This window comes from uncultured Boseongicola sp. (genome assembly GCF_937988555.1).
GTDB lineage: Bacteria > Pseudomonadota > Alphaproteobacteria > Rhodobacterales > Rhodobacteraceae > Boseongicola.
The window spans coordinates 1-2,797 of the sequence record NZ_CALJXO010000139.1; the positions used below are offsets into that span (position 1 = coordinate 1).

3 protein-coding genes are annotated in these 2,797 nt (G+C 55.8%); 1 reads left to right on the forward strand and 2 read right to left on the reverse strand.

Annotation, left to right across the window (positions count from 1 at the left end; genetic code table 11):
• Positions 1 to 239 (forward strand): hypothetical protein (locus Q1B15_RS07480; protein WP_299752403.1); only part of this gene is annotated, 239 nt, incomplete at its 5' end.
• Between the two features lie 146 nt (positions 240 to 385).
• Here the strand turns inward: Q1B15_RS07480 and istB are convergent.
• Together istB and istA are read right to left on the reverse strand one after the other, a co-directional pair.
• Positions 386 to 1,138, reverse strand: a complete 753-nt coding sequence (istB, locus tag Q1B15_RS07485) for an IS21-like element helper ATPase IstB (protein ID WP_299752406.1) — start codon at positions 1,136 to 1,138, stop codon at positions 386 to 388.
• The gene (gene istA / locus Q1B15_RS07490; protein ID WP_299752409.1) at positions 1,135 to 2,634 is read right to left on the reverse strand and encodes an IS21 family transposase; all 1,500 of its coding nucleotides are present in this window, start codon (positions 2,632 to 2,634) and stop codon (positions 1,135 to 1,137) included. The genes istB and istA overlap by 4 nt, the downstream gene beginning before the upstream one ends.
• Between the last annotated feature and the right edge of the window lie 163 nt (positions 2,635 to 2,797).

Here is a 2,797-nt window from a genome sequence, read left to right on the forward strand (position 1 = left end):
ATCGCGCAGACGTTTTCGCGCTATCGACTGGGCCACAAATCGTCCGTCTTCGCAATCTAGGGGTTTCTATCAGAGGAATTGCAGACATGCTGATCGTCCTGCGGCGCGACCATGGGAGCCTCCTCGGCCCCGGTCGCAGGGTCGTCTGCCAGGGCGTCTCAAACCCCTCCCGCAAAGGTCGGCGGTTCCGTCCGGAAAAGGGCATATTTTCATTCACTGACCTGTCAATCGCAGAGTAAAAAGGGACCAGATCGCGGCGTAAAAAGGGGCCACTGCGGTTGAAGTTGTGTCGCGCTTTGGCGCGCGTGCTCGTCACAAAGCTGAAGCGGGCCAAAGCGCATGTTGGCCCTTGGGCCGACATTGTTCTGAACTTGGTGGTGCCGGTTTATTGTCTGGCTTTGCGGCTGTGTTTGAGCCGGTAGCTTTCACCGTTCATCTCGAGGATGTGGACGTGATGGGTCAAGCGATCGAGTAGCGCGCCGGTCAGGCGCTCAGATCCAAAGACTTCGGTCCATTCGTCGAAGGGTAGATTTGACGTGATGATGATGGAGCCGCGTTCATAGCATTGGGATATCACCTCGAAGAGCAATTCTGCGCCAGATTTGCTGAGCGGTACGAAGCCCAGTTCGTCGATGATCAATAGGTTCTGGCTGGTGAGTTGCTTTTGCAGACGCTGCAGCCTTCGCTCATCTTGGGCCTCGATCAGATCATGGACTAATGCCGCAGCCGTCGTGAAGCGCACCTTCAGCCCTCTTTGACACGCCGCCAGCCCAAGCCCTAAAGCGATGTGGGTTTTGCCCGTGCCTGACGGCCCGAGTGCGATGATGTTCTGGCGGCGATCGACGTAGTCACACCGCGCCAGCTCCATGGTCAGCGGCTTGTTCAGGCTGGGCATGATCTTGAAGTCAAAGCTGTCCAAGCTTTTGGTGCTGGGGAACTTGGCCGCCTTGATGCGCCGCTCAATCATCCGCCGTTCGCGGTCGATGAGTTCCATCTCACACAGCCGCGCCAGATATTGGATGTGATCTTTGTTCTCAGCAGCACAAATCTGTGCCTGTTTTGCGTACTCTCCTTGGAACGTTGGTAGGCGCAGCTTCTTGAGGTGGTGATGCAGCAGGATTTGAGGCGCGTCTGTCATGCCGCTGTTCCTCCCATCAGGCTCATGTAGCTGGACGGGTGCGTCATTCCGACATTGGCCTTGGGCAAATAGGGATAGAAGTCTAAATCCAATCGCGGCGGTCGCTTCTCAACCCGGCACAGCACAAGATGTTTAACAGCGTCATAGCCAATCGCACCCAGATCAATGGCATGGCTGATTGCACCCTGCACGACGTCGACCTCGAAGGTTTCCAGCAGGCGCAAAACCTGCACGTATTCCCGCTTTCCCGGCTTGCCCATTCTGCCTTCAAGCAATCGATGCAGGGTTGCGAAGACATCTGGTAGACCCCAGCCCTGCAACGGAGCGGCCTGATCCAAAGCGCCCACTTTCTGTTCGATCAGCGGTAGGAAGTGCAGCGGGTCAAAGATCATATCAGCCGATGCGTAGGACCGCTGATGCCGTGCAATCACCTCATTGCCACACCCGATAATGACCTCATGGACAAAGCCGCGCACGTGGACGTCGTGATGCGCATACGCCACCGGCACAGAGTAATCATTGCCGCGATAACGCACCATTGAGATCGATGTGGCCCGCGTGCTGACGTGCTCACAAGCTTCATATTCCGCGACAGGCAAACCCATCAGCGCATCCAAGTCCGACATCAACCGCTCGCCGATGGTTTGATTGTGTCCCCGAAGCTTGTCACCCTGGCGTTCCAAACACTTCGACTCCAAATGAGCGTTCAGATCATCAAAGCTGTCATAACGCGGCGCAGGCACCATGAAGTTGCGGCGGGTATATCCGACCATACCCTCGACATTGCCTTTGTCATTGCCCCGCGCGGGCCGCCCGAACTTGTCATCAAACAGGTAGTGCGATTGCAGTTCTGTGAACCGACGCGTCCGGATACGGGTGCGATCACCCAAAATCCGTGCAACGGCGATCTTGGTGTTGTCGTAAAGAATGGTTTGGGGAATGCCGCCGAAGAATGCAAAGGCTGACACATGACCGTCGCAAAACGCTTCCGTCGTCTCAGCAGGATATCCCTTCACAAATACCGCATCAGAATGCGGCAAGCTCATCACAAAGAAGTGGATTTTGCGTTCTACACCACCAATCACACCCAGCGTCTCGCCAAAATCTACCTGCGCATGGCCCGGACGATGCGACAACGGCACAAACACCTCTTTGGTCCGCCGTTTTTGCTCGCGCACGTAATAGGTCACCGTCGTGAGGCTGCCTGCGTATCCGTGTTCGTCGCGCAACCGCTCAAAGATACGTTTGGCCGTGTGGCGCTGCTTTTTGATCAGGGCTTTATCTGTGCGCAAAATCTCATCAATGACACCGACATAACCATCAAGCGTTGGTCGCAGTGGGGCTTCTGAACGGCGATATCCTGGCGGCACCGCATGACGAAGCATCTTCGCTATCGTCTTGCGGTCCTTGTTGAAATAACGGGCCGCCGCACGAACAGACATACCATCCTTCAAACAGGCACGGCGCACACGACTATAAATATCCACAGAATACATCTCCCGCCCTCCGATAACTCGAAGGGCACAAACTGGCGGACTTTTACTCCGCTACAACTGCGCTATGCAGCCGCTTCTGTGGCCCATTATTGCTCCGCGTTTTACAGTCCAGTCTCGCGTATCGAAGTGAACCATCTCGCCCTTTGCGGCAGCCCAGAACAGG